The 26,397-nt window shown below is 55.3% G+C and carries 23 protein-coding genes; 6 read left to right on the forward strand and 17 right to left on the reverse strand.

Features of this window, described 5'->3' with window-relative positions; genetic code table 11:
* Window positions 1–20: 20 nt before the first annotated feature.
* Both FDK21_RS15910 and FDK21_RS15915 read right to left on the reverse strand, forming a co-directional pair.
* Window positions 21–857 (reverse strand): formate/nitrite transporter family protein, encoded by an 837-nt coding sequence (locus FDK21_RS15910; RefSeq protein ID WP_138149762.1) that lies wholly within the window; start codon window positions 855–857, stop codon window positions 21–23.
* 491 nt (window positions 858–1,348) lie between these two features.
* Complete coding sequence (locus FDK21_RS15915) at window positions 1,349–2,050, reverse strand: winged helix-turn-helix domain-containing protein (protein WP_138149764.1); 702 nt, start codon at window positions 2,048–2,050, stop codon at window positions 1,349–1,351.
* A gap of 73 nt (window positions 2,051–2,123) precedes the next feature.
* On the opposite strand from FDK21_RS15915, the gene FDK21_RS15920 reads away from it, so the two are divergent.
* The 4 genes from FDK21_RS15920 to FDK21_RS15935 all read left to right on the forward strand — a co-directional run bounded on the left by FDK21_RS15920 (window position 2,124) and on the right by FDK21_RS15935 (window position 5,482).
* Window positions 2,124–2,453, forward strand: a complete 330-nt coding sequence (locus FDK21_RS15920) for an NIPSNAP family protein (protein ID WP_138149766.1) — start codon at window positions 2,124–2,126, stop codon at window positions 2,451–2,453.
* Window positions 2,450–2,803 (forward strand): antibiotic biosynthesis monooxygenase, encoded by a 354-nt coding sequence (locus tag FDK21_RS15925; RefSeq protein WP_138149768.1) that lies wholly within the window; start codon window positions 2,450–2,452, stop codon window positions 2,801–2,803. The genes FDK21_RS15920 and FDK21_RS15925 overlap by 4 nt, the downstream gene beginning before the upstream one ends.
* A gap of 443 nt (window positions 2,804–3,246) precedes the next feature.
* Window positions 3,247–5,124: a PAS domain-containing sensor histidine kinase gene (locus FDK21_RS15930; protein WP_138149770.1), complete on the forward strand. Its 1,878-nt coding sequence runs from the start codon at window positions 3,247–3,249 to the stop codon at window positions 5,122–5,124.
* A complete protein-coding gene (locus FDK21_RS15935) occupies window positions 5,093–5,482 on the forward strand; it encodes a response regulator (RefSeq protein ID WP_138149772.1) in 390 nt (129 codons plus the stop codon). The genes FDK21_RS15930 and FDK21_RS15935 overlap by 32 nt, the downstream gene beginning before the upstream one ends.
* A gap of 62 nt (window positions 5,483–5,544) precedes the next feature.
* Here FDK21_RS15935 and FDK21_RS15940 read toward each other — a convergent pair whose 3' ends face one another.
* From FDK21_RS15940 to FDK21_RS15960, 5 genes are all read right to left on the reverse strand, one after another.
* Window positions 5,545–6,456 (reverse strand): hypothetical protein, encoded by a 912-nt coding sequence (locus FDK21_RS15940; RefSeq protein ID WP_138149774.1) that lies wholly within the window; start codon window positions 6,454–6,456, stop codon window positions 5,545–5,547.
* An 18-nt stretch (window positions 6,457–6,474) separates the two neighbouring features.
* Window positions 6,475–7,587 carry an ABC transporter ATP-binding protein gene (locus tag FDK21_RS15945; RefSeq protein ID WP_138149776.1) on the reverse strand — a complete coding sequence of 371 codons (1,113 nt, stop codon included), beginning with the start codon at window positions 7,585–7,587 and terminating at the stop codon, window positions 6,475–6,477.
* A 4-nt stretch (window positions 7,588–7,591) separates the two neighbouring features.
* Window positions 7,592–8,473, reverse strand: coding sequence for a carbohydrate ABC transporter permease (locus FDK21_RS15950; RefSeq protein ID WP_114011073.1), 882 nt, complete (start codon window positions 8,471–8,473; stop codon window positions 7,592–7,594).
* Window positions 8,470–9,345 (reverse strand): sugar ABC transporter permease, encoded by an 876-nt coding sequence (locus tag FDK21_RS15955; protein WP_114011074.1) that lies wholly within the window; start codon window positions 9,343–9,345, stop codon window positions 8,470–8,472. Before FDK21_RS15955 ends, FDK21_RS15950 begins: the two co-directional genes overlap by 4 nt.
* A gap of 112 nt (window positions 9,346–9,457) precedes the next feature.
* Complete coding sequence (locus tag FDK21_RS15960; protein WP_171022124.1) at window positions 9,458–10,711, reverse strand: ABC transporter substrate-binding protein; 1,254 nt, start codon at window positions 10,709–10,711, stop codon at window positions 9,458–9,460.
* Between the two features lie 181 nt (window positions 10,712–10,892).
* Here FDK21_RS15960 and FDK21_RS15965 point away from each other — a divergent pair, with 181 nt between their 5' ends.
* Entirely contained in the window at window positions 10,893–11,927 is a 1,035-nt protein-coding gene (locus FDK21_RS15965) for a LacI family transcriptional regulator (RefSeq protein ID WP_246657597.1), read from the forward strand.
* Window positions 11,928–12,022: 95 nt separating this feature from the next.
* Here FDK21_RS15965 and FDK21_RS15970 read toward each other — a convergent pair whose 3' ends face one another.
* Window positions 12,023–13,657: a ribulokinase gene (locus tag FDK21_RS15970; RefSeq protein WP_114011076.1), complete on the reverse strand. Its 1,635-nt coding sequence runs from the start codon at window positions 13,655–13,657 to the stop codon at window positions 12,023–12,025.
* Between the two features lie 162 nt (window positions 13,658–13,819).
* On the opposite strand from FDK21_RS15970, the gene araC reads away from it, so the two are divergent.
* Window positions 13,820–14,833: an arabinose operon transcriptional regulator AraC gene (gene araC, locus FDK21_RS15975; protein ID WP_114011077.1), complete on the forward strand. Its 1,014-nt coding sequence runs from the start codon at window positions 13,820–13,822 to the stop codon at window positions 14,831–14,833.
* 156 nt (window positions 14,834–14,989) lie between these two features.
* On the opposite strand, the gene araA is transcribed toward araC, so the two are convergent.
* The 9 genes from araA to FDK21_RS16020 all read right to left on the reverse strand — a co-directional run bounded on the left by araA (window position 14,990) and on the right by FDK21_RS16020 (window position 26,355).
* The gene (gene araA, locus FDK21_RS15980; protein ID WP_138149780.1) at window positions 14,990–16,498 is read right to left on the reverse strand and encodes an L-arabinose isomerase; all 1,509 of its coding nucleotides are present in this window, start codon (window positions 16,496–16,498) and stop codon (window positions 14,990–14,992) included.
* 85 nt (window positions 16,499–16,583) lie between these two features.
* Entirely contained in the window at window positions 16,584–17,273 is a 690-nt protein-coding gene (locus FDK21_RS15985; protein ID WP_138149782.1) for an L-ribulose-5-phosphate 4-epimerase, read from the reverse strand.
* A gap of 374 nt (window positions 17,274–17,647) precedes the next feature.
* On the reverse strand, window positions 17,648–18,880 hold the full coding sequence (gene mmsB, locus FDK21_RS15990; protein WP_245418531.1) for a multiple monosaccharide ABC transporter permease: 1,233 nt from the start codon (window positions 18,878–18,880) through the stop codon (window positions 17,648–17,650).
* A complete protein-coding gene (gene mmsA, locus FDK21_RS15995; protein WP_114011081.1) occupies window positions 18,877–20,403 on the reverse strand; it encodes a multiple monosaccharide ABC transporter ATP-binding protein in 1,527 nt (508 codons plus the stop codon). The genes mmsB and mmsA overlap by 4 nt, the downstream gene beginning before the upstream one ends.
* A gap of 97 nt (window positions 20,404–20,500) precedes the next feature.
* Window positions 20,501–21,538 carry a multiple monosaccharide ABC transporter substrate-binding protein gene (gene chvE / locus FDK21_RS16000; protein ID WP_198663035.1) on the reverse strand — a complete coding sequence of 346 codons (1,038 nt, stop codon included), beginning with the start codon at window positions 21,536–21,538 and terminating at the stop codon, window positions 20,501–20,503.
* A 548-nt stretch (window positions 21,539–22,086) separates the two neighbouring features.
* On the reverse strand, window positions 22,087–22,818 hold the full coding sequence (locus tag FDK21_RS16005) for a FadR/GntR family transcriptional regulator (protein WP_114011083.1): 732 nt from the start codon (window positions 22,816–22,818) through the stop codon (window positions 22,087–22,089).
* Window positions 22,819–22,820: 2 nt separating this feature from the next.
* Complete coding sequence (yjfF, locus tag FDK21_RS16010; RefSeq protein WP_114011084.1) at window positions 22,821–23,807, reverse strand: galactofuranose ABC transporter, permease protein YjfF; 987 nt, start codon at window positions 23,805–23,807, stop codon at window positions 22,821–22,823.
* Complete coding sequence (locus tag FDK21_RS16015) at window positions 23,804–24,850, reverse strand: ABC transporter permease (protein WP_114011085.1); 1,047 nt, start codon at window positions 24,848–24,850, stop codon at window positions 23,804–23,806. The genes yjfF and FDK21_RS16015 overlap by 4 nt, the downstream gene beginning before the upstream one ends.
* Complete coding sequence (locus FDK21_RS16020; RefSeq protein ID WP_114011086.1) at window positions 24,847–26,355, reverse strand: sugar ABC transporter ATP-binding protein; 1,509 nt, start codon at window positions 26,353–26,355, stop codon at window positions 24,847–24,849. Before FDK21_RS16020 ends, FDK21_RS16015 begins: the two co-directional genes overlap by 4 nt.
* Between the last annotated feature and the right edge of the window lie 42 nt (window positions 26,356–26,397).

A 26,397-nucleotide genomic window follows, 5' to 3' on the forward strand; every position in this document is an offset into this window, starting at 1 on the left:
ACCTCAAGGGTGACTGCGCATCACTCAGCCGGTTCAGCAACCGTGCCGACTGGACGGCGCGATGGCGAGGTGCGGAAATGAGTCGCGTAGATCATGCCGCCCACGAAGGTCAGACCACCAACGAGGTTGCCGACAATCACCGGAATTTCGTTGTAGGCGAGATACTCGAACCAACCGAAATTACCGCCCAGCATGATGCCTGATGGGAACAGGAACATGTTGACGATGGAATGCTCGAAGCCGAGATAGAAGAAGACAAGGATCGGCATCCACATGGCCATGATCTTGCCCGACACAGTGTTGGACATCATCGCAGCAACCACGCCGGTGGACACCATCCAGTTGCACATCACCGCCCGAATGAAGACCGTCAGGAAGCCAGCAGCACCCGCTGCCGCATATCCCACCGTACGGGTCTCACCAATCACTCCGATTTTTTGCCCAACCGCATTCGGCTCTTGCGAGAAACCCATGGTGAAGATGATCGCCATGAAGATGGCGGTGGTCATCGCACCGGCAAAGTTGCCGATAAAGACCAGTCCCCAGTTGCGCAAGACGCCGCCCCATGTCACGCCAGACCGTTTGGCAAGAAGCGCCAGAGGGGCAAGCGTGAAGACACCGGTCAGAAGGTCAAAGCCCAGCAGATAGAGCATGCAGAAGCCGACCGGGAACAACAAAGACGCAACAAGGAAGTTGCCGGTATTCACCGCAATGGTCACTGCAAAAGCCGCAGCCAGCGCCAGAATGGCACCCGCCATATAGGCCCTGATCAGCGTATCCTTGGTGGACATGAAGATTTTTGCTTCCCCAGCTTCAATCATCTGGGCCGCAAATTCAGAGGGTTTCACATATGCCATAGAACAACTCCTAAAAGGCTCATTCGCTCCCGCAGGAGCAGTTGGGATCTAGGCAAAATGGGGCTAGCCAGCCTGAGCGGGTGAATTGTCTGAAAAGGGAGCAACGAAGGGAATCCGTGTGCGGTCACGCCGCAAGAAAGACCGCGTGTTTGTCAGGGCTGGATAGCAACATTGCCTATGGATGTCCGCCGTTGGACAATCAATAAAAGGTTCAATAAACCTGATCTCACTTATGCATGGAGCGTGCCAGTTCCCGGAGTTATTCGGTAAACTACTTAGTATCAAACACTTAATAAGAAGACTGAAAAAGAAGGCTCGCATCGGTCTGGGCGACCGGCCTCAAGCATGAACAAAAATTAATCTATTTTTCCATGATGGCTAAAATTTAACCAACCAGTCATGGTGGGGCTGCCTTCTACCAACCACCATATGCAAGCCCAACCTACACGAGGACAGATCGTTCGGCTTGCCCGCTTCATGACACCCGGACATCACCTGTCAGCAGAGATGGCCTCAAGGGGAAACAACGCCTCAAAGGCCTTCGTCCCTTTTGGCGAGAAGGCGATGACCCGTGTTGCCTGATCGCGCCTGAGCCACGCCAACGCTTCAAAACGCGCCAGAAAGGCGCGCCCGAGACTACCCGCCAAATGCGAGCGCCGCTCGCTCCAGTCAAGACACTCCCGGCACAAAGACGCCCGCCCTTTGCTGAGCGACGCGAGGTCGATACCAAGCTCGGCGATAAAAGCTGCACCGGATGCAGTGAGAACCAGCGCGTCATCCTCAAACACCAGATGACCTTGTGCAACCAGACTGTCGAACATCTGCGTGCCCATGTCACCGGCCAGATGATTGTAGCAAACCCGCGCCTTTCTGAGCGCATCATCCTTCGGCCCGGTGCGTCGGCGCAAATGGCCCGCTCCAGCCGCAAGCCCCATCAACCCTTCGAGCACATGAGCAACCTCATCGCTTGCCAGCGAGAAATATTTGTGTCGCCCCTGCTTGCGCTGCCGCAACAGGCCTCCGCGATCAAGCTTGGCAAGATGGGCACTGGCAGTCTGCAAGGTAACACCGGCTTCTGCCGCCAGTTCACTAGCCGTCAAGGCCTTGCCCGACATCAGCGCGGTCAACATGTTGGCACGCGCTGGGTCGCCAATGAGGGCTGCAATCTGGGCTATGTTTGGTCCTTCTTTCATAGTTCGACCATAACCGAAGCATCAACGTCAGGCAATGGGCTATCCTCGCACCAATCAACCAAAGGAGATCACCATGCTGACCTGCATCATCCGTTATCACATCGACCCGACGAAAAAGCAGCAATTTATCGACTATTCTCAAAATTGGGGTCAGGCCATCCCTCGCTGTGGTGCCGACCTCATTGGCTATTATGCCCCGCACGAGGGATCCTCGACGCTGGCCTATGGTATCTACAACATCCCCAGTCTTGCCGCCTATGAAGCCTATCGCGAACGCCTGAGGGCTGACCCGCTGGGGCAGGACAACTATGCCTTTGCGCAGAAAGAGAAATTCCTGCTGCGGGAGGACAGAACTTTCCTGAAATGCGTCTCGTCTCCCACGCCATCGGAGCCGCACTCATGATTGCGGTGATTTTCGAGGTTTATGTCACCGAGGGGCGCAAGGCCGATTATCTCACCATCGCGGCGGCCATTCGCCCGATGCTCGAACAGATTGATGGCTTCCTCTCGGTTGAACGCTTCCAGAGCCTGACCGAGCCGAACAAGATGCTCTCCCTGTCTTTTTTCGAGCATGAAGACGCCATAACCCAATGGCGCAATTTTGCAACCCACCGGCAAGCACAAGACAAGGGACGAGCTGAGGGGCATGACGCAGTGTTTGACGACTATCGCCTGCGTGTCGCCAATGTGTTGCGGGACTATGGCAAATTCGACCGACAGCAAGCCCCAAAAGACAGCGAGGAAAAAGATTAGTCGCGAAAAATCCGCCAAGCAACATGTGCTCTCCCACCCATCCAACAGAGCAGTCACCTCTGGTGGATGGGTGGGGAGCGACCACACGCCAACGCCCTCATACAACCGCTTGAGCAAAGATCCAATAAGTCAGAGCAATAAATTGGACGAATATTTACAAAACAAACCAAGAAAAGCACAAATAATCTTTCAAAAAGATCCGGTCATTCGATCATTGATTTAAATCCATTGAAGAACAGCCCCATTTACATATAAGTTAAAAGAAATATTGAATCTTCAAACGAATAACCAACAATGTTTTTGCAAAGACGGTGCATGCCTTGAGGAGCGCCCCAAACAATGGGAAGGCAAATCGCGTGAAGACTTCAAGACAATTGGAACCATCAAAAATCCCGGTCCTGCTTCTGGTTGGCATAACAACCGCACTGGGGGGGCTAACAGTCATGGGAATCTGGCTGTTACAACTCGAGTTTTTTGTCACCACCTTCCCAATCATCTTTGCGATGCAGTTCAACACCGCTTTGTGCTTTGTGTTGACAGGCGGGGCCTTCATTGTCACTGCCATCTATCAGCCGGTTACGCCCCACTTCCTGAGCGCCCCGGCGGGACTTCTCGCGGGTCTCTCGCTCCTTCAATATTGGTTCGGCACGTCAATCGGCATCGACACCTTGCTGCTTGATCCCTTCGTGAGTATCGGCGCGTCAGAGCCCGGACGAATGTCTCCCACCACAGCGATTTGTTTTTTGCTTGTGGCTATCGGCCTTTCCCTGTCCCGCGCGGACAGTTTCAGAAAGGCCCGCATGGGGTTGGGGCTAGCGACTATCTGCATTGCCACCTTCACCGTGATCGGTTATGCCATTCATCTGGAATCCAGCCTCGACTGGATCGGCGTGCCGCGCATGTCTCCTCATACAGGCATCGGTTTCATTGCCTTGGGATTTGGGTTGGTCCATACCGGTTCGAACAATGGGCGCATCTATGTGATCCTGTTGGTCGCACCTTTGCTGCTGATCCTGTTTGCCTTTTTTGTGCTTGTCACCCAATCATCCTCGGATCTCTCGCAGTTGATCATGACGTATCTTCTGCTTGAAGACAAACAGTCCGAGACAATGAACAAGCTTTCCATTGTCATTGTTGCTGCCGTCCTGCTCTATTTGGGCTTGACCCTTTATGCGTTGTGGCACGCCCGACGCAGTATCCAGAACATGAGGGCCGTCGAAAGAAGCAAGGCGCAGATGGCTGCAATCATCGATCAGGTAACGGACGGCATCATCCTGATTGACGAACGAGGCAGCATTCTGTCTGCCAATGAGGCAAGCGTCGATATGTTCGGCTTTGAGAGAAGCGAGATGATCGGACAAAATGTCTCCATCCTGATGCCTCAGGATATTGCCAAACACCACCAGAGCTATATCGAAAACTCCGATCAAAACAGCATAGCCAAGATCATCTCCAACTATCGGAAGCTGGAAGCCAGGCATAAATGTGGCCGCACCTTTCCGATCGAATTGTCCGTATCCCGGATCGACGCGCAGGAACAGGTCATGTTTAGCGGCATGATCCGTGATATTTCCCATCGCAGGCAAACCGAAGCCGCCTTGCTGGCAGCCAATGCGGAACTGGAGGACTTTGCCTACCGCACATCCCATGATCTGCGCTCGCCCGTCGCGTCAGCGATCGGATTGGTTCGCATTTGCGAAACACAATTGCAGGACAGAGAGCTGGCCCTCCTTGAGGAAAATCTGACGCGTCTGCACAAGAACTTTCTGCGCCTCGACAGCCTGATTGAAAACATCATCGAGGTCACACGCGCCCGCCTGATGGTGGAAGGTCCGACTGAGTTTCCGGTTCGCGAAACGATCGAGGAACTGTTGACCGAGTTGAGCCATCTGGATGGCTATGCCGACATGACCTTGCACATCGACATTGATCCGGAGCTTGCCATCGAAACCAGTCTGACCAAGTTTCAGATGATCATCAGAAACCTGCTTTCCAATGCCGTGAAATACCGCGACAGGAACGAAGCCAAGTCCAAAATGCATATCTCCGCTCAGCAATCGGACCAAACTCTGGTGCTGACATTCACCGACAACGGTATTGGGATCCCGCCAGAGGCTCAACCGAAATTGTTCGAAATGTTCAGACGCTTTCATCCCAAAGTAGCGGTCGGGAGCGGTCTGGGAATGTATATCATGAAGAAATGCTCGGAAGCGTTAGGCGGATCGATCCGGTTTGAACCACAGCCCAAAGGCAGCCGTTTCATCCTCGAACTGCCAAATGGAGGATATGATGTCCCTGAGGAAAATCCTGATCGTCGATGACGAAGAAGTCGATCAATATATCTGCAAATATGTCATCGAAAAATTCGACCCGACCATTGCGACCCTGTCTGCCTTTAATGGCAGGGAAGCGCTCGACATTCTGCGCCAAGACGACCCTGATGCGATCATTCTCGACATCAACATGCCAATCATGAATGGGTTCGAGTTTCTCGAACGCTATGCCGCGGAGTTCGACAACCATGTGCCCGTTGTTGCGATGTTGACCAGTTCGATCCATGACCACGACAGGGACGTTGCCTTGCGCTACATCTTCGTCGATGTCTGCTTCCAAAAACCACTCACCGAGGACCATCTGGCACAGCTGGCAAACACCAGGAAGCAATCCACACAAAGCTGATGCCACGCGCCTCTCGCAAGCCCGTCAGGAACAAACCGGGCGCAAGCACAGCATCCGCTGCGCTACATCAGCATCAGCCTGTAGTCGATGGACCAAATCTCGCCCTGCGCCAATGACACCCCTGTCGAGCGATCGATTTGCAGATCATTGCTGTCAAAATAGGATGCAATCGGCTCAACACCCAGACCCACAAAAGGTGCGGATTGATGAGCATCGAACTGGGCCGGATGGGCAATCCACAACAGGCAATGAGGGAGTTTGTCGGCCTCCCATTGCAGCCGAATGGTCTGCCCAACGTCTCCAAAAAACAGATCCGCTCGCCCCTCAGTCTGCCACAGCTGCACCAGATCCTGCTGATCAGACAGAGGCAGATCATCAAGATCAACAAAGCAATCGGCGGCCAAAGCCGCTGTGGCAGGTCGCAAACAATCAGGGGCTGCCTGAGCCGGACCGGAAGCCGGGATCGACAGGGCCAGCTTCCCATCCTTCATCGGCATCCGAAAAATCGGATGCAGACCAATGGGCAGATGACAGGCTTGACGCGCTTCCACCACCAGACGGAAATCCACCGCCGCCTCCCCCGGCACAAGCCGGATATACCGTTCGAGCCGCCGGATCACATGAGCAGGCGGATAGTCGATCTCCAGCGTGATTGCCGTTTGGTCGCGCTCGATCATGCGCCAGGGACGGTTTGAACCAAATCCGTGATGCTCCCCATCAGCAGCAACCGATCCAAACGGCACGCACGGCCATTCTCCACCCAGCGTTTTCAGATGCGCCGCTCCACTGGCCGGTGGCGTTGCGCTGCCATGCAGCCAGTCCGCCTCGGCCAGCGGATGAAACGGACGCCCCTCGGGGGTCTGAAAGGCAAGATGATGCAATGCCGCACCGAATGACCAGACCTGAGCACTGGCATGACTGGAAGCAAGCGTCCAGATTTCGGTTTGAGGTCCGGCGCGACGTGGGTTCAGCATAATTGGATCTATCCGTCTTTAGCGAATGCGTTCAGTGGTCGCAGGGTCGAAGAACACGACCTTTGCCATATCGAAGGCAACGGTGGCGCTTTCCCCGGCATTGACCGCCGCATTGGCCCGCATGCGGGCAATGGCCTGCTTGCCGCCCAGATGCAGAATGGCGAAGGTGTCCGAGCCCGCAGGTTCGACCACATCGACCATACATTGCCGCTCGACCACCTTGTCGGAGGTGCGGTCCGCCCCATGCGGGTCGGTCAGGGCTTCGGGGCGAATGCCCAGAACCACCGGTTTGCCAACAAAGTCGCCCAGCGAGCCGGGATCACTGACCGGCAGATCAAAGTCCGCCCCGCTGGCATCCTGCAAGGTCACCGCAATAGCCTCGCCCTCTTTCTTGACGCTGGCAGGCACCAAGTTCATCGAGGGCGAGCCCATGAAATCGGCCACAAACATATTGACCGGATTGTCATAGATCTCGGCAGGGGTGCCGAATTGCTGCAAATAGCCATCCTTCAACACGGCGATCTTGCTGGCCAGCGTCAGCGCTTCGATCTGGTCGTGGGTCACATACACGATGGTGGTGCCCATCCGTTTATGCAGCCGCTTGATCTCGGTGCGCATGTCGACACGCAGTTTGGCGTCAAGGTTGGACAAAGGCTCATCGAAGAAGAAAACCTGCGGATCGCGCACAAGCGCCCGGCCCATGGCCACACGCTGACGCTGACCACCGGACAATTGTCCCGGCTTACGGTTCAGCAGCTCGCCGATCTGCAACATGTCGGCCACCCGCTTGATCGCAGCTTCCCGCTGTTCCTTGGGCACCTTGCGCACTTCCATACCGAAGCTGATATTCTGCGCTACGGTCATGTTGGGATAAAGCGCATAGGACTGGAAGACCATCGCGATATCGCGCTTGGAAGGCGGAAGCCCCGCAACAGACTTGTCACCGATGCGGATTTCGCCCGAAGTGACTTCCTCCAGCCCGGCAATGGTATTGAGCAAGGTCGATTTGCCACAGCCGGACGGGCCGACCAGCACCAGAAATCCACCATCCTCGATTTCCAGATTGATGCCCTTGAGCACATCGACATTGCCATAGGACTTGTAGAGATTTTCAATGGAGAGAGATGCCATAGTCCTATCCTTTGACAGAGCCGGCCATCAGGCCACGCACGAAATAGCGGCCAGAGACGATGTAAACGACAAGGGTGGGGAGTGCAGCCAGAATGGCCCCGGCAAAATGCACGTTATATTCTTTGACGCCGGTCGAACTGTTGACCAGATTGTTGAGCGCAACCGTGATCGGGATCGAGTCAAAGTCGGCAAAGGATACGCCAAACAGGAAGTCATTCCAGACGTTGGTAAACTGCCAGATGACGGTCACCACGAAGATCGGGGCCGAGTTAGGCAGCATGATCCGCCGGAATATCTGGAAGAAGCTCGCACCATCAATCTGTGCCGAGCGCACCAACTCTGTCGGAAACGCCTCATAATAGTTGCGGAAAAACAGCGTCGTGAAACCAAGACCATAGATCGTGTGGACCAGCACCAGCCCCGGCGTGGTACCGGCCAGACCGAGCAAGCCCAGAATACGGGCCATCGGCACCAAGACAATCTGGAACGGGATGAAGCAGGCGAGAAGCAAAGCCCCAAAGATGATGCTGTCGCCCTTGAAGCTCCATTTGGTCAGGACATAACCATTCAATGCCCCAAGTATGGTCGAAATCAGCACCGCTGGTACGACCATGAGGATGGAGTTGATAAAGAAGGGCTTGAGGCCGGACGGATCGACACCGATCTGGGCCGTCGACCAAGCCGACAGCCAAGGAGCGATTGTCCAGTCTTGCGGCAAATTCATCATGCCACCGCCACGGATTTCATCCAGCGGCTTAAAGCTGTTCACCACCATCACATAGAGCGGCAGCAGATAATAAATGGCAAACAGGATCAGGGCGACATAGATCACAGCACGGATCAGGCGATCCGACATGGATGATGGGTTGGAGACGGATTGGGTCATCTCTTGTCTCCACTTCTCATTTCGCTATAGAGATAGGGCACGATGATCGAGAAAATCATGATCATCATGATGATGGCAGACGACGCGCCAACCCCCATCTGGTTGCGGGTGAAGGTGTAGCTATACATGAAGGTCGCGGGCATCTCCGTTGCCCGGCCCGGACCACCGCCGGTCAAGGCGACGACAAGGTCATAGGCCTTGATCGCCAGATGAGCGAGAACCACAAAGCTCGACAGGAAGACCGGACGCATCATCGGAATGATGATCTTGCGATAGATGGTGCCTTGCGATGCGCCATCCATTTCAGCGGCCCGGATGATCTCGGTATCCACCCCACGCAACCCGGCAAGGAACATCGCCATGACGAACCCGGATGACTGCCAGACAGCAGCCATGACAACGGTATAGATCGCCATATTGCGGTCTTTGATCCAATTGAAGTGGAAGCTCTCCCAGCCCCAGCTATGCAGGGTTGCCTCAAGACCGATGCCCGGATCGAGAAACCACTTCCAGGCAATCCCGGTGACGATGAAGGACAGGGCCATCGGATAGAGATAGATCGGTCGCAAAACCCCTTCGCCGCGGATTTTCTGATCCAGAAAGATCGCCAGCAACAAACCAAGCAGCGTGCATATGGCGATATACAAGAAGCTAAAGACTCCCAGATTGGTGAGCGCCGTGCCCCAATGTCTGAGCTTGAAAAGTTTTACATAATTGGAAAGTCCGATCCATTCGTCAGACGGCAGCATCCGCGAATTGGTCATCGAGAGATAACCGGTATAGACGATGAAGCCATAGACGAAGATCAGGACGAGAAGGAAGCTCGGCGCAAGCACGATGCGCGGCACCCAGTCACGAATGCGGTCCAGCATGGGTCTCTTTCACGTAGGGGGCTGGTGAATTTGACGTCCTTGGAGGCCGGAGACGAAACGCCTCCGGCCAATGTCTGACCAATTTGCGAACTGTCAGACGTCCTTAAGAGGACTATTTGGCTGCTTCAACAGCATCGACCATTTCTTCAGCAGCGGTGGCCGAGTCAAATTCGCCGTTGAAATGCGCGGTGATGACATCGAACATGGCGCTCTTGATGCCATCCGGCACAGCATGGCCATGGGCCATGGAGCCGAACAGACGACCATTTTTGGCAGCGTCACCAAGATCGGCCATGCCTTTTTTGCCGCAATCATCAAAGGCATCATTCGGCACGTCGGTGCGTGCTGGAACGGAACCCTTGACGGTGTTGAAGGCGATCTGGAAGCCAGGATCCATCACGGCAGACGCCATTTTCTTCTGAGCGGTGCCACCTTCTTTCATGTCGAACATGGCAAACTGGTCAGAGTTGAAGGTCACCGCACCTTGCGTGCCCGGGAAGCGAATGCAGACAAAGTCTTCGCCCGGCGTCAGCTTGGACTGCAGGAACTCGCCCTTTGCCCAGTCACCCATGACCTGCATGCCAGCTTCACCCTTGATGACCATGGCGGTCGCAAGGTTCCAGTCACGACCGGAGAAGTTGTCATCAACATAGCTGCGCAGTTTGGCCATACGATCAAAGGCTTCAACCATCTTGGCACCGCCAAGGGCTTCTGGATCCAGATCGATCATCGCAGCCTTGTAGAAGTCGTCACCCAGTGACAGAACGACGGAATCGAAGATCGTGCCGTCCTGCCAGGCCTGACCACCATGGGCCAGAGGGGTCACACCCTTGGCTTTCAGGGCATCGAGCATGGCAATCAGCTCGTCCCAGCTGGTTGGCGCCTTGCCCCCCACTTCATCAAGCAATTTCTTGTTGATCCAGACCCAGTTGGTCGAGTGGACATTCACCGGAGCGGCAATCCAGTTGCCTTCATATTTGGAGAATTCCTGCAAGGCGGGTGGTACCACGTTGTCCCAACCTTCAGCTTTCGCGATGTCATTCAGATTGCCAAGCACGCCCTGCTTGGACCAATCCTTGATGTTGAAGCCCATCATCTGAACGGCGGTTGGTGGGTTACCGGCCGTCACACGCGCACGAAGTGCGGTCATGGCAGACACACCGGAGCCACCGGCCACTGGCATATCAGCCCATTTAACACCTTGTTTCTCAAGATTTTCTTTCAAAACATTGAGAGCAGCAGCCTCGCCACCAGCAGTCCACCAATGGAGAACTTCAACATTCTCATCAGCAAAAACCGGAGTAACGGCGAGGGGAATAGCAACGAGGGCAGCACCAACAGCGGTGCCGGTCAGGATCGATTTCAGTTTCATTCTGTTTCCTCCCAGTGTGAAGTTTGAATCTGGGCGCATTATAACGTTGTAATAATAAATGGTGTCAATTGATTTTTTTACGGACCTTGGGCTAGGCTACGACAACAGGCAAAGGAATAATCGGGAGATCCGGCCGAACCGGACTCAAAAAAACCACGCAATGGACCCCAACTCGATGGCCAAAAAAGCCCCAATCTCGGACCTCATCCCGTCAGGCACGCGCCCGACCCAACAGACCATTGCCGACATGACGGGGCTGGCGGTGACGACTGTTTCCAAGGCCTTGCGCAGCGATCCGAAAATTTCTGAAAAAACCCGTCAGCTGGTTGAAAAGGTCGCCAAGGAAGTGGGCTATGTGCCTGACCGTGCGGCCCAGCGCTTGCGCACGGGAAAAACCCATGTCATCAGCCTGATCCTTGATCCCCACAATGAGATTTTGGGCTTTGGCAATTCGATGATCACAGGCATTGTCGAAGCCCTCCAAGGTACCAACTATCACCTTAATATCACACCGCATTTCACGCCCGGCCACATCATGGAACCGGTGGTCAACATCGTCCGTAACGGCTTGGCCGATGGGTTGATTTTCTCTCGCACCCGGGCACTCGATGAACGGGTGCGGTTTCTCTCAGAACGGGACTTTCCCTTTGTCACCCATGGGCGGACCGAATTCAGCAAACAGCATAATTTCGTCGATTATGACAATGAGGCCTTCGCCTATCAGGCCGTCATGCGCCTGGTGGCAAAAGGCTGCAACAAGGTCTGTATCTTGTTGCCCTTGAGCAAATTCACCTTCTACCAACATATGCGCTATGGCTTCATGCGCGCAGTGCGGGAAACCGGTGTCGATCACCTGCTGCCCGAGGATGTATCCCTTGATTCGCCATCTGACCAACTTGTGGCATGGGCAAAGGGGCTGGCCGGGACCGACGCCATGCCCGACGGCATCATATGCCCCGGCGAGACCTCCTATTTTGCGGTGGAAAACGGCTTTGCCGCAGGCGGAAAAAGGCAGGAGCAAGACTATTGCGTCGTCGCCAAAAGTGTATCCGCCGTACTGCCCCTGAACAATCCAAACCTCGATCTGATTGCCGAGGACGTCAAGGAAGCAGGCTTTCTGATGGGGCAATCCCTGCTTGAAGTGCTGTCCTCACCGGAAAAGGCGCCTCGCCAGATTCTGCAAGAGCCAACCTTGAAATTTCCAATCTAGGTCACCGATAAAAAAGCAACGGGCTTCCCTGATGAAGATCAGGAAAACCCGCTGCCACCTTGACCCTGGGAAGAGATCATAGGCTTGGGAGAGACTTAATCGCGTTTCGACAGCTCTTCAGAGAAGGCGCCCAACCGCTTGTAATCCGCATAAATGGCTTCATAGGCCTTGTGGGCTTCCGGATCGGGTTTGAAGACTTTTTCAACCGGGCTGTGCATCGCTGCTTTTGCCGCTTCAATATCCTCATAGGCCCCGGCAGCCGTCGCCGCAAAGATCGCCGCACCCCGGGCACAGCATTCATCAGACGCCACAACGCTGATTTCACGGTTGAGCACATCGGCGCAAATCTGCGAAACCAGATCGGACTTGCGGGCAATGCCGCCGATGCCAACGATACTCTTGACCGGAATGCCTTCGGATTCAAACCGTTCGACAATGGCCCTTGAGCCAAAGGCCGTCGCTTCAATCAGGGCCCGATAGATAGATGGAGCCGTCGAGCCCAGATGCAACCCGGACAGGATCGCCTTGATCGTCTGATCCGCATCCGGCGTCCGCCGTCCATTCAGCCAGTCCAGCGCCCGCTCGCCATAGGCTCCCGGCGGCAACTGGGCAGCAGCCTCTTCAAGCTGCGGCAGCAAGGACCCCGCCTTGGTATTGCTGCGCCGGTTCCACATCAAGACGCGTTCAAACCAGGCAAAGACATCGCCAAAAGAGGACTGCCCTGCTTCAAAACCGATATAACCCGGCATCGCACTGCCCGGCACCTGACCACAAATGCCATGCACCAAAGTGTCCTTCACCTCTTCCGGTGGGGCGATCAGAATATCGCAGGTCGATGTGCCCATCACCCGCACCAGCGAGTAAGGCTCAATGCCCGCGCCAACCGCACCCATATGGCAATCAAACGCGCCGACCGCGACCGGGATATCTGCATCCAGCCCCAATCGTCCAGCCCATTCATTCGACAAGGTGCCCGCAGGTTGATCACTGGTCACGGTGTCTTGATAAAGCGGACTTGGCAGATTGCCGAGGCACGGATCAAGCGCCGTCAGCCATTCGCGGCTCGGCAGGCCGCCAAATTCCGGATGCCACAAGGCCTTATGCCCGGCAGAGCAGCGGCTGCGAACAATCTTCGCCGCATCATCAACACCCGTCAGCACCGATGGTACCCAATCGCACAATTCAACCCAGCTGGCCGCGGCCTGAAACACTGCAGGATTGCGCCGACCGACATTGAGGATCTTGGCCCAGTACCATTCAGAGGAATAAATGCCGCCAACATACTTGGTATAGTCGGGAAACTGGCCGGAGTGACACAGTGCATTGATCTCTTCGGCCTCGGCCACCGAGGTATGGTCCTTCCACAGAATGCACATCGCATCCGGGTCAGTTGCAAAGCCATCCTTGAGCGCCAGGGCGGTCGCATCCGCCGTCACAGGCAGGGGTGACGAGCCGGTCGTGTCCACCCCGATACCGATGATTTTCGGCTTGCCCGGCGCCATTGACTGAACGGCGTCCCGCACGGCGGCGGTCATCGCTTCAAGATAATCTGCCGGGTGCTGACGAAATTGTTGTCGCGTCGGCTCGCAAAAGCGCCCTTCTGCCCATCGCGGATAGGCCGCAACGGCGGCGGCGAGCTCATCACCCCCCGCAACACTGACAATCACCGCCCGGACACTATCCGAGCCAAAATCCAACCCCAAGACACAAATCTGCTGATCAGCGGCCATGCCGATATCCTCCCATCGGTCGGTCGAAAGCCTCGCACCAGCATCCAAATCTTATGGATTATTCTACTCAAAAACTTTCGACACTCTTCTTTCCAAAGCGCACGTTTCAGATTAGAATATGGACTATTCTGATGCCTTCCAATACAGCAAAGCGCTAGAGATATGGACGATCATTCTAAATTTGATCCCAGCGCAGACCCACAAGTTCAAGGTCTGTTCAAGAAACTGGCCTATGACACAGCCCCCAAGGGAGCCGACGATGAGGTTGCGCCGCTTTTTCCCGGCTTTCAGTTCGACGTCAAATTGGTCGCCGGCATCACTCCCATTGAGAGCGGCGGCCCACTGGATTTCTATATCGACCGCCCCAACGGCATGCGCGGCTGGATCATAAACCTGACGGTCGACGGCATTGGCCGGGTGTTTGACGGCCCCAATTCCTTCACCGTCGAACCGGGCGATCTATTGCTTTTCCCGCCGGAAGCACGCCATTTCTATGGCCGCGATTTCGACGCCGACAAATGGTGGCATCGCTGGATCTATTTCCAGCCGCGCGCATTCTGGAAACCATGGCTGGACTGGCATCAGGTGGTCGATGGCGTCCATATCTTGCGCAAACGCGACGAGGCCAAGACCAGCGAGCTGTTCCGCCTGTTTGTCGAAGTCGAGAAATGGGCCAAGTCTCCCGACAATCTGTCCGTTGATCTTGCCTTCAACCGACTGGAACATATCCTGCTGCAATGCGCCCGGATGACCCGTTCCTCAAGCATGAACACACCAACCCTTGACGACCGCGTGCTGGCGGCTTGCTCCCTGATTTCCGCCAATCTCGACAAGCCGCTATCGGTCAAAGACATTGCCAGCCATGTCTGCCTGTCGCCTTCTCGCCTGTCACACCTGTTCCGCAAGAATATCGGCACCGGCGTGGTCCAGTGGCGCGACGGCCAGCGGGTGCAATATGCAATGCAGATCCTGCGGGTCACCAATGTGCCAATCAAGTCCCTCTCCCAAATGGTCGGCTATGAGGATCCACTTTATTTCAGCCGCGTTTTCCGTCGCCATACCGGCATGAGCCCGCGCACCTTCCGCGACAAGAGCCTGCACAACATCACCAGCAACGGCACCATTTCGCCGCTCCCCGGGGACGCAATCGTGCAATTGCCGCTGCGCCCGGACTGATTGCCCTGATGGGCGCTCACGACGACGTGCCAAACCAGCCTCACAAACAAACACCCCCGAAAGATCGTGTCTTTCGGGGGTGTTCTGTTTCACTGCCCTCGCGAGGCGCGGGTCTGCGGGGACTCTTGTCTGACGCGAGGGCAGTCGGCCTGAAAATCAGGCCCTGAATCCCTTGGCAAAGTGCCAATAGACTTCATTCATGCGCAAATCCTGCTTGAAGCGCATGGTTTCAGTTTGCTCATCGATCAAGGCCAGTTCCATCCCGGCGATGGTAGCAAAATCATCAAGCATCTCCGAGGTCACATCGTAGCTATAGGCCGTGTGATGCGCCCCACCCGCCAAGATCCATGCGGAGCATGCGGTCTTGAAGTCTGGTGCACATTCCCAAACCGCACGCGCCACCGGCAGGTTCGGCAGGTCAGGATGATCCACGGCCTTGACCTTATTGACGATCAGGCGGAAGCGATTGCCCAGATCAACGAAGCAGGCATTCAGCGCATCACCCTTCTGGGCATTGAAGACCAGACGCACCGGATCGGCCTTGCCGCCAATACCAAGCGGATGAATTTCCATTTGCGGTTTGTCGACGGCAATCGACGGGCAGACTTCAAGCATATGCGCACCAAGCACCCTCTCGGCACCGGGCTTGATGTCATAGGTATAGTCTTCCATGAAGGACGTTGCCCCGGTCAGCCCATGACCCATCACTTTCATGGCGCGCACGAGCGCCGGGGTTTTCCAGTCCCCTTCCCCGGCAAAGCCAAAGCCCTTGGCCATCAGCCGCTGCGGCGCAAGACCGGGCAACTGGTTAAGCCCATGCAGATCCTGGAAGGTATGCGTGAAGCCAGTATAGCCCCCTTCAGTAAGGAAGGCCTCAAGCCCCAGCTCCTGACGCGCAGCATCCAGCAGCGAGGCACGCTTTTCGCCCCCGGCTTTCAAGGCTGGCACCAGATCGTAAAGCGCTTCATACTCGGCGACCAATGCCTCGACATCAGCCTCGGCAATACTGGCCATCCGATCCACCAGATCGCCAATGCCCCAGCCATCGACAGCAAAGCCAAAGGCCATTTCCGCGCCAACCTTGTCCCCTTCGGTGACGGCCACATCGCGCATATTGTCGCCAAAACGGCAGAAACGTGCGCCCTGCCAGTCGTGCCAAGCCCGCGCGGCCCGCATCCAGCTATCAATCCGTTCTTGCACATCCGGCTCGGACCAATGGCCCACCACCACCTTGCGACCAAGACGCAAGCGTGAATGCATGAAGCCCGCTTCCCGGTCCCCATGAGCAGCCTGATGCAGGTTCATATAGTCCATGTCGATGCTGTCCCAAGGCAGGTCGGCATTGAGCTGGGTATGAAGATGCAGCACCGGTTTGGTCAGCTGGATAAGGCCACGGATCCACATTTTGGCCGGCGAGAAGGTATGCATCCAGAGAATGACGCCGCCACAGGTCGGGTCAGCAGACGCCCGGCGGCACATATCGGCAATCTCATCAGTTGTGGTGCCAACACCGGCAAACTCAATCGGCAGAACCAACCGCCCATCCTTGCTGAGCCCATCAACGACCGTGCGGGCATTCTCGGCAACCTTGCCCAGAGCCTCCGCCCCATACAGATGCTGCGAACCACAGATAAACCAGAATTTCAACTCTTTGAGTGCAATCATTTTCCTGCCTCTTCATATCCCGTTTGTTGTTGTCCCCATGGATGAAAGGCAGTGCCCGGTTGCCCCCATCTGCTAAGGAAGTCTGCTATTTTTGGCCATACCAGGCATTTTTGCCGTGTTTGCGCTGATAGTGATAATCAAGCACATAATCTTCCAACGGCTGCAAAGGGTTGGAGATGGTGGCCGAAATGGTGGCCATATGGGCAATCTCCTCAAGGATCACAGCATTGCGCACCGATTCATCCGCATCCGCGCCCCATGCAAACGGTCCATGACCTGCCAGCAGAACCATCGGCACCGCCACCGGATCGAGGCCTTCAAAGCGCCTTACGATCGCTTCACCCGTCGCTCCTTCATAATCCCGCTCCACCTCTTCAGGGCTGAGCGGCGCCGTGCAAGGAACAGAGCCCGCGCAATAATCTGCCTGTGTCGTGCCAAGACAAGGGATCGACCGCCGGGCTTGTGCCCACGCGACAGCATGGCGCGAATGGGTGTGACTGACGCCACCAATTGTCGGGAAAGCCTTGTAAAGCACTGTGTGGGTGCGGGTATCCGAGGACGGTTTCTTGTCACCCCAGACGACCTTGTTGTCGAGATCAACCACCACCATGTCATCGGCGGTCATCACTTCATAAGGCACGCCGGATGGCTTGATAACCACCAACCCTGCCTCACGGTCAATGCCTGAGACATTGCCCCATGTATAGAGCACAACCCCGCGTCGATTAAGCTCGATATTGGCTTCAAAAACCTGCTGTCGCAGTTCAAGCAACATGGGCAACCTCCCTCACCATCAACGCCCGAACGACAGGCCAGCTCTGCCCCGTTCCGGCGGATTTCTCAATAGCCCCCTAAGGACAAGCCGAGCGGCTTGCCTCCGGACGCACTCCTCTGGTGAGAGTCTGAGCCGAAGCAATCGTCACCGCTAGAGGCTATACCGCCAATTATATGGATGATCCTGCCGTTCAAATTTGTGCCAATACTGGATGAAATCCAACTGCCGCCAGCATCGGCGAACCACATCATTACATGGCCTTTTCGCCTGCGCTTACAACAAAGAAAAGGGCAGACCAAAGGTCCACCCTTTCCAGTGTCAGTTCCCGCTCGATGTAAAACCAAGTTCAAGAAGGACCTGCATTCAACGGCGCATCACTGAGCCTTGTTCTTGTTGTAGACATCGAAGATCACGGCGGCGAGCAGCACCAGCCCCTTGATGACCTGCTGGTAGTCGATCCCGATCGACATAATCGACATGCCATTGTTCATCACGCCCATCAGGAACGCGCCGATGATCGCCCCGGTCACCGTACCGACACCACCCGAAAGTGAGGCCCCACCGACAACCACGGCAGCGATCACATCAAGCTCGAAGGTGAAGCCGGCCTTAGGCGTCGCGGTATTGAGGCGAGCCGCAAAGACCAGCCCGGCAAAGGCCGACAACAGCCCCATATTGGCAAAGGCCAAGAAGGTCAGTCGCTCGGTTTTGACCCCGGACAGTTTGGCTGCTTTTTCGTTGCCGCCAAGTGCATAGATCCGACGACCAATGGTGGTCCGCGACGTCACAAAGGTATAAATTCCCATCAGCAGTGCCATGACGATCAGCACGTTGGGATAGCCCTTATAGCCCGCCATCAGGTAGGACAGATAGGAAATGGCAAAGACGATCAGACCATTTTTGACCACGAAGAAGGAGAATGGTTCCTCCACCGTACCATGCTTCTGCTGTTGCTTGCGTGCCTTGATATTGACATAGAGCAGCGCCGCACTGACGGCCAGACCAAGCGCAATAGTCAGGATATGCGGACGACCCGAACCAAACAGATCGGGAATGAATCCCGAGCTGAGTTTCTGGAACGCCACCGGAAATGGCCCGATGGACTGCCCTTCAAGCAGAGCCAGCGTCAGTCCGCGGAAAACCAACATACCCGCCAAGGTCACAATGAAGGCCGGGATCTTATAATAAGCCACCCAGAAGCCCTGCAAGCAACCAATGACCACTCCGACCGCCAGACAGACCACAATGGTAACAGCAGCATTGATCTCGTAATTGACGATCATCACCGCCGCCAGCGCGCCGATGAAACCAACCACCGAGCCGACAGACAGGTCAATATGACCGGCCACAATGATCAGCAACATGCCGACAGCCATAATGACCACATAGGAGTTCTGCAAAATCAGGTTGGTCAGATTGAGCGGCCGCATGAGAATGCCGCCAGTCATGACCTGAAAGAAGATCATCACGACGACCAGCGCCAACAACAGACCGTATTCGCGCATGTTGGCCTTGAAATATTTAGCGATTCCAGTGGTTTCGCCTTCGGAAGGCTCTTGCGAACCAACGGCGGGTTTTGCCATTTTACTCATTGTCTCACCCACTATTCCTGTGTCTTGATGATCATTCGCATGATCTTTTCTTGGCTCGCTTCGGCGGCAGGCAGCTCACCCACCATGCGGCCTTCATTCATGACGTAAATCCGGTCACACATACCCAGCAACTCCGGCATTTCCGACGAGATGAAAATGATCCCTTTCCCCTCTTCGGCCAGTTGATTGATGATGGTGTAGATTTCGAACTTGGCGTTGACGTCGATGCCGCGAGTTGGCTCATCAAGGATCAGCACATCCGGTTGGGAAAACAGCCATTTGCTGAGCACCACCTTCTGCTGATTGCCACCCGACAGATTAACGACATTCTGCTGCAGATCCTTGCAGCGAATGTTGAGTTTCTCGCGATAGTCCGCACCGACCAGCGTCTCTTTGTTTTCATCCAGCACCATGCTGCTCGACACGTCATCGAGATTGGCCAGGGTAATGTTGGTACGAATGGAGTTTTCCAGCACCAGACCATATTGCTTGCGGTCTTCGGTCACATAGGCAACCCCCTGATCCACCGCCTTGTCGATGGTGCTCAGGTCAACCGCCTGACCGCGCAAGCTGACGTCGCCGCGGATATTCTTGCCATAGGAGCGGCCAAACAGGCTCATCGCCAGCTCGGTTCGCCCGGCCCCCATCAATCCGGCAATACCGACAATCTCGCCCGCCTTCACATGCAGCGAGACATCCTTGATGAAGTGATAGTCGGCACGGATCTGGTGATCGACATTCCAGTTATTCACTTCGAGCAGGGTTTCACCGATCATCGCATCACGCTGCGGGAAACGATTGGTCAGCGATCGACCAACCATGTCACGAATGATGGCATTTTCCATTTCTTCCGACTTGTCACAATCAAGCGTACTGACCGTCTGGCCATCGCGCAAAACGGTGATTTTGTCGGCGACCTTCACCACTTCATTCAGTTTGTGCGAAATCAGAATCGAGGAAATACCCTGGCGTTTGAACTCCAACAGCAGTTCCAGCAAGGCATCCGAGTCGCTTTCATTCAGCGACGAGGTCGGCTCATCCAGGATGAGCAGCTTGACCTGTTTTGACAGGGCCTTGGCGATCTCCACCAATTGCTGTTTGCCCACGCCCAGATTGGTAATCAGGGATCCGGTTGGCTCATCCAGCCCGACCTTTTTGAGCAACTCTGCAGAGCGCGTATGCGCCGTCGGCCAGTCGATGATGCCATATTTGGAAGGCTCATTGCCCAGAAAGATGTTTTCGGCAATTGACAGCAGCGGCACCAGTGCCAGCTCCTGATGAATGATGATGATGCCTTTTTCTTCACTGTCGACAATGCCATTGAATTGCTGCACGTCGCCGCGATAGATGATATCGCCCTCATAGGATCCGTAAGGATAGACGCCGCTCAGCACCTTCATCAGCGTGGATTTTCCCGCGCCGTTTTCACCAACGAGGGCATGAATTTCCGCTTCAGAGACGGTGAGATTGACATCGCTTAGCGCCTTCACACCAGGGAAGGTCTTTGTGATGTCACGCATTTCCAGAATGGTAGTCATATCAGCCTCTGGGAGACAGTACTGGTTTGAGAAAAGCCGCTTTTCACGGCGCAGGTGAGCGGTGGCGGTCAAGCCGCCACCGACCCCTTGGGAGGACCTATTTGATCTGGTCCATTTTGTAGTAGCCGGAGCCAATCAGGATTTCTTCCCAATTGCTGCGGTTCACGTCGACTGGTTTCAGCAGGTAGGACGGAACAACTTTCACACCATTGTCATAGGTTTTGGTGTCGTTGATTTCCGGCTCGCCACCCTTCAACAGAGCTTCAACCATGCCCACGGTCACACGGGCCAACTCACGGGTATCCTTGAAGACGGTGGAATATTGCTCATTCGCCAGCATGGACTTTATGGATGGAACTTCTGCATCCTGACCGGTAACGATCGGCATTTTCATGTCGCCGGAGCCATAGCCAACGCCTTTGAGCGAAGACAGAATGCCGATGGACAGGCCGTCATATGGAGACAGCACGCCGTCAATGCGCTTGTCGGTGTAGAAAGCCGACAGCAGGTTGTCCATGCGGGCCTGAGCCACCGAGCCGTCCCAACGCAGGGTGCCGACTTTATCCATGCCAAACTGACCGGACTGCACAACAAGTTTGCCTTCATCGATCAGCGGCTGCAGAACCGACATGGCACCATTATAGAAGAAATAGGCGTTGTTGTCGTCTGGGGACCCACCAAACAGCTCGATATTCAGCGGCCCTTTGGCATTGGCAACATCCAGACCCTCGACAAGTGAGCTGGCCTGAATAACACCAACCTGGAAGTTGTCGAAGGTGGCATAATAGTCGACATTGCCGGAATCGCGGATCAGGCGATCATAGGCAATAACCTTGATGCCGGATTCAGCGGCCAGATCAAGCGCGGCCGACAGGGTGGTGCCGTCGATTGCAGCAATCACAAGCGCGTCGACCCCCTTCAGGATCATGGTTTCAACCTGACGCAGCTGGTTAGCAATATCATCTTCTGCATATTGCAGATCGGTTTTGTAACCGGCCTTTTCAAACTGCTCGACCATCGAATGGCCGTCAGAAATCCAACGCGCTGAAGATTGGGTCGGCATGGCGATACCGACAAAGCCGTCGGCGGCGATGGTCGGCGCACCGGACAGAGACAATCCTGCTGCCAAAGCCATGGCACCGACACTCAAGCTTTTAAGAAACTTTGCAAATCCCATTATGAGATCCTCCCAAGGAAACGCACCCAAAGGGCTGTCATGATTTTGCTCCACCGGCTGATCCGGCAAAGCGAAGAGAATTGACAAAGGGAAAAGCTGCACGATTAGCGCGACAAAGATCGTTCGGAGGATGCGTCCACTGCATCATCCGTAAAGCCGCATGACGCAATGTCATTCGGACACAACCATCTAATAAATCGCTTAAAACTCCCGTTTTGAGCTTTCAGTGCTGTCGAAAGCTCAACTTCTCCCTATATCCTCCGCCTGCCATTGTGGGGCAATGGCGATAGGAAGGAAGAAATCATACGGTCAAAAACATGGATGATTTTGCTTTTCTCACACTTTCTACACCGAAAGATCCATCTTGAACTTATGGCATAAGTTGAGCAAGCCAGCCGGAAAAGCGGCAGCTTCTCAGCCAACCAAACGGCACAGACCTAACCAAAAACGCGTAAAAAACATGGATGAAAGAGGGATCCAGTCGGGATCGACGGCCTTGTTAGACCCTATTGCATAGCGTCTTTAGCCTGCAAAATGATCCGCTGCATCGCCTCTTCAGCCCTGTGTGGCTGGCCCGAACAGATGGCATTGAGCAAAGATGCATAGTCCGCACGCCCTTGATGCAGTTGATCGGAGGGATGGGAGATGGCCAACGGATCACGAGGTTCGTTGCGCAAATAAACCGAAAAAAGGGCAGTCTGGACCATATCACCCAGCGACGACAAAAACCGGTTGCCCGACAGATGCAGGATAGCTGTGTGGAACGCCACGTTGGCCTTGGCGAAAGCCAATGGCTCCTGCGCCAGAAACATTGCCTCGGCAAGGCGGGTCAAGTGCAATTTCTGGATATCATCGGACCGCTCCGCCACGTGGCTAGCGGCGGCCGGCTCGAAGATCAATCTGATTTCGAACAATTCTTCAAGAAACGGTCCGGGTTTACGCAGGGAGGCGTGCCATCGCAACACATCAGGATCAAACATCGACCAGTCGGCCGCGGGTCGCACCCGCGTTCCCACTTTGGCTTTCGATTGTAACAATCCCTTGCCAACAAGGGTTTTTTTAGCCTCCCGAATGACCGTTCGGGAGACACCAAACATTTCTTCCAGATCCGGATCCAGCGGGATCATTGTCCCCTCGGCGTAATCGCCGCAGACAATTGCAATTCCTAGCTGGTCAACAACCTTGCTGGTGTTGCTGAAGGCCTGTTGGGGGGTCCCGGCAGCTGTTGCAAAACTCATGATCAGGTCGCGAATTTTGTTGCCGGTCTTTTTCGAACTGTCGTTGCCCAACCCAAGCCTTTCTGCAACATAATAAAGGTGAAGAGCAGAATGCCTATCACAATCTTGGTCCACCAGCTCGACAGGGTTCCGTCGAAGACGATGTAGGTCTGAATCAGGCCCATGATGAGAATACCAAAGAATGTCCCGGCAACAAATCCGGTTCCACCGCTCAAGAGTGTCCCACCAATCACCACGGCAGCGATCGCATCAAGCTCAACCCCAACCGTTGCCAGAGAATATCCCGCAGACGTATAGAGCGAGTAAACGATCCCCGCCAGCCCGGCCAAACCACCAGACACAGCATAGATCTGAATCGTCGTTCGGGCAATCGGTACGCCCATCAATTGAGCAGCCTGTTGACCCCCACCCAAGGCATAGACATTTTTGCCAAAACGGGTCCGGTGCAACACCATCATCGCACCAATGAAGACCAGCAGCATCAGACCTCCAATCAGGCGGAACCGCCCACCACCGGGTGCCTTCCAGTAAACCGACTGCAGCACGTCATAAAATTCGTGCGTGATAGGAACAGAATCCGTCGACAGCACATAAGCCATACCGCGCATCAGGAACATCCCCGCCAATGTGACGATAAAGGGCGGCATCTCCAGAAAGTGAACAATTGCCCCGATCGCCGCTCCAAAGGCAATGGTGATGGAGAGAACCAGCGCAAAGGCGGCCAGAGGATGAATCGCCGTTTCGCGCAGGATCACCGCCAGAAACACGCCGGTGAAGGCAATAACCGACCCGACCGAGAGATCAATCCCGCCAGACAGGATGACGAAGGTCATACCAACCGCGGTAATGCCAAGAAAGGCATTGTCTGTCAGCAGATTGGCAACCACCCGCGTCGACAGCATGTTGGGGAACTGCCAGATACAAAGGAGATAGGCGAGAAAGAAGGTCGCAATCGTCATATAAAGCGGAAAACGGGGTGACTTGATCATGACGCACTTTCCTTTGCACTGGAATTAACATGCCGGTTTGCATCCTCCGGCGCATTGTGATCGTCCGACGCGCGGAACAGATAGATGGCGTGGCGTACGGCGGGCGACTGAATGAAGAGGATAGAAATGATCAGGAAAGCCTTGATCACCAGGTTGAATTCTGGCGGCATGCCCGACAACAGGATCACCGAATTGACCGACTGGATGATCAGGGCTCCAAGCAACGAAGCGACAATCGAAAAGCGTCCGCCAAGCAGTGAATTTCCGCCGATGACGACAGCAAGAATGGCATCGAGCTCCATCCAGAGACCAGCATTGTTGGCATCCGCGCCCTTGATATCGGCAGCCACCACGACCCCGGCCAATGCGGCACAGAAGCCGGAGACCAGATAGACCGCCATCAGCAGCACCCGGCTGTTGATCCCGGCAAGCCGTGAAGAGGTCTCGTTGATGCCGATCGCCTCGATCAGCATGCCAAGCGCCGTCTTGCGCACCGCGAAGGTGACCACAAAGCCGATAAACAGCCAGATCAGGATCGGCGTCGGCACCCCAAGCACGGTGCCCGACCCAAGATGAATGAGCCCGGGATCATTGAAGGTGAGGATCGTGCCTTCGGTAATCAGCTGGGCGATACCTCGCCCGGCCACCATCAGGACAAGCGTCGCGACAATCGGCTGGATCTTGAAGAACGAAACCAACACGCCGTTCCACAATCCACACAGCATCCCGGCAACCAGAGCTGCCAGCAAGGCCACCGACCAGGCAGCTCCACCGGCGACCACCGAAGCGGCCACTGCTCCGGCGATTGCCATAACAGCCCCGACAGACAGATCAATCCCCCGCGTTGCGATGACAAGGGTCATGCCGACCGCCAGCATGGCAACCGGCGCACCCCTATTCATCACATCCACCAGATTGCCAAACAGGCGACCATTTTGGAATTCGATGGTGAAGAAGCCGGGAAAAACGATGAAATTGAGCAACAGGACAGCGCCCAAAATGACCAATTGCGGAGCAATCCGCTTCAGGCTCTCGGTGATCATTCCGCCGCCTCCTCTGCTGCAATGGAACTCACGATGGAACCGATGGAAATGTCATCACCGCTCAATTCTTTGACCTGATGGCGGTCTCTGAGCACCATGATGCGTGTTGAATAGGCGATCAGCTCTTCCAGCTCGGACGAGGCCACAATCAACGCCATGCCCTGTTCCTGCAAGGACTGGATCAATTCGATAATCTCCGCATGCGCCCCGACATCGATACCACGGGTCGGCTCATCAAGAATGAGAATATCCGGCTCGGTTGCCAGCCAGCGGGCCAGCAGCGCCTTTTGCTGATTGCCACCGGACAACAGCCGGATCGGCATATCAAGGCTGGCAAGGCGAATATCGAGTTTCTTGACATAATCCTGCGCGATTTCTTCGGCCTTGGCCCGTGTGATCGGCCGCGTCCAGCCTCTGCGAGCCTGCAGCGATAGGATGATATTCTCCCGCACCGATAAGTCCCCAACCACACCGTCGGTTTTCCGGTCTTCCGGGCAAAGGCCAAACCCGAGCGAAATGCTCGCCCGTGGGCTGTCAAGCCGCACCTTCTCGCCCCGCAAACGGGCCTGTCCCTGATCGGCAGCCACAACACCAAATATCACATGGGCGGTTTCACTCCGCCCCGAACCGAGCAACCCGGCAAGCCCGATCACTTCCCCTTGATGAAGGGTCAGATCAAACGGCTCGATCGTGCCACGGCGACCATATTGTTCCAGCTCCAGCAGAGGCTCCCCGATCTTTGAAACGGAACGCTCGCGCTTGACGCTTTCCAGCTGGCGCCCCAACATCAGCGTGACGATTTCGGTCCGCGTGACGTCTTTTAAAATCCGGGTCCCCACCACCCGTCCGTTGCGCAGCACCGTCGCCCTGTCTGAAATTTCGAACACCTGATCGAGGAAGTGGGTAATGAAAACAACGGCCAGCCCGCGCGCGGTCAATTTGCGGATGACGGAGAAGAGAAGGTCAATTTCTTCGCGATCAAGGCTGGCTGTCGGTTCATCCAAAATAAGCACTTTGCCCGCCAGCTCCACGGCCCGGGCAATTGCCACCACCTGCTGGATGGCAATCGAATAGCTTGAGAGAAGTTGTGAAGGATCAATATCGAGACCAAATTCCGACAAGATCTCGTGCGACCGGCGGATCATGGCCTTCTGGTCAAGCATGCCGAAACGCATTGGTTGCCAACCAAGAAACAGATTTTCCGCCACCGTCAGATTGGGCAGCAGGTTGACCTCTTGATAGACCGTGCCGATACCCAGTATCAGACTTGCCTGCGGATCGCGTGGATTGATTTCCTGCCCGTCGAGCAAAATCAGACCAGCATCCTTTTTATAGGCACCGGTCAGGCATTTGATGAGCGTGGATTTCCCGGCACCATTTTCCCCCAGAAGGGCATGCACTTCGCCCGGATAAAGAGAAAGGGACACATCATCCAGCGCCACCGCGCCAGGGAAATATTTGCAAATGCCGGTTGCTTTAAGAACCGGCTCGATATCGTTGGGCATGACTTGATCCTGACAAGAGACATCTGCTGATAAAAAGCGGGC

This window comes from Cohaesibacter sp. CAU 1516, from assembly GCF_005771485.1.
In the GTDB taxonomy this organism is placed as follows: domain Bacteria; phylum Pseudomonadota; class Alphaproteobacteria; order Rhizobiales; family Cohaesibacteraceae; genus Cohaesibacter; species Cohaesibacter intestini.